This is a genomic window from Variovorax sp. 20P10.2.4, from assembly GCF_058244205.1.
On the sequence record NZ_JBZAYE010001090.1, the window covers coordinates 1 to 1,442 of the forward strand.

Consider the following 1,442-nt stretch of genomic DNA (forward strand, 5'->3'; position numbering starts at 1 on the left):
TGAACTGACCCCCACAAGTTGGACAGTTGGAAGCTAGCGGCTCAAGGCCTGAGTTCGGTACTGCACCGGGCTCAGGCCTTTGAGCTTGAGCGTGATGCGGTGGTGGTTGTAGTAATGAATGTAGCGGTGCAAGCCACGCTGGAGTTCCTCGACGCTGGAGAACCGATTGAGGTGGAAGAACTCGGTTTTCAGCGTGGCGAAGAAGCTCTCCATCGCAGCGTTGTCCAGGCAGTTTCCCCTGCGTGACATGCTTTGGGTCAGGCCGTAGGCGGTGAGTTCGCGCCGATAGGCGGGCATCTGATAGTGCCAGCCTTGGTCGGAGTGCAACAGCGGCGCCGCTGCCTGGCCTTCCAGCTTGGACAACGCCTTCTTGAGCATGTTGCCGACCAACGGGAAGACGGGGCGCCTTTGCATCTCGTAGGCGACGATCTCCCCGTTGTACAGGTCCATGACGGGCGACAGGTAGAGCTTGTTGCCCTCGACGTTGAACTCGGTCACGTCAGTGACCCATTTCTCGTTCGCCCGCTCGGCCCGGAACTGGCGATCAAGAAGATTTGGCGCGCAAGCGACCGCACCTCGATAGGCGCGGTACTTCTTGGGGCGAACCAGCGATTTCAGGCCCAGGCCCTGCATCAGACGTTGCACCGTCTTGTGATTGACCGCCTGGCCTGCCTGGCAGAGCGCGGCGGTGATGCGTCGATAGCCGTAGCGGCCCTTGTGACGCTCGTAGATGGCCTGGATGTTTGACTTCAGGCTGGCGTACTTGTCGCCCGCCTCCAGCAGCTTCGCCTGGTAGTAGAACGTGCTGCGCGACAGCTTTGCCGTCTTCAGCAGCATCGGCAACGGGTAATGCGGCCTCAGCTCGATGACGGCTTGCGCTTTGTCTGCGCAGCTTGCCGTCTGGCCCGAACCAAGGCCTCCAATTTTTTTAGGTACGCCACCTCCGCGCGCAGGTATTCATTCTCCTTGCGCAGCGCTTCCAGGTCGCGCGTATCGTCGGCCTGCGGCGGCTGGAGCCGGGGTGGCTTGGACTCGGGGGTCGTCATCTCTCGGGGTTTGGGCTTCAATGCATCAAGGCCGCCTTGATGGTAGCGCCGCAGCCATGCGCTGATGACCCCCGTTCCGCCGCGGATGTCGAAGAGCACAACCGCCTGGCGAGCTGACAACTCTTCGTGGCGCATTCGCTGCAACACCGCCAGCTTGAACTGCGCGCTGTAGCGGCTGCGCTTCTTGCACAGTCCTTGCGGTCCATGCTGCCGGTAGCTCTCGACCCACTTCCTGACCGTCGCGTGATCCAGATCGTGGCGACGCGCCACCGCCCCGTAGCTTTCTTCGCCGGTCTCGTAGTCCTGCACTACTGACAGCTTGAACTTCTCGTCGTACTTCGCCATGAAAAACACCCCAAGAGTTGGATTGATGTCCAACTTTTGGGGTGCAGTTCA

1 protein-coding gene is annotated in these 1,442 nt (G+C 60.8%); it reads right to left on the reverse strand.

Annotated elements, in window-relative coordinates; translation table 11 throughout:
• Positions 1 to 33: 33 nt before the first annotated feature.
• A protein-coding gene (locus AC27VN_RS41335; RefSeq protein WP_490880493.1) for an IS3 family transposase occupies positions 34 to 1,391 on the reverse strand; the annotation gives its coding sequence in 2 pieces (ribosomal slippage) (positions 34 to 923 and positions 923 to 1,391; 1,359 coding nt in all).
• Between the last annotated feature and the right edge of the window lie 51 nt (positions 1,392 to 1,442).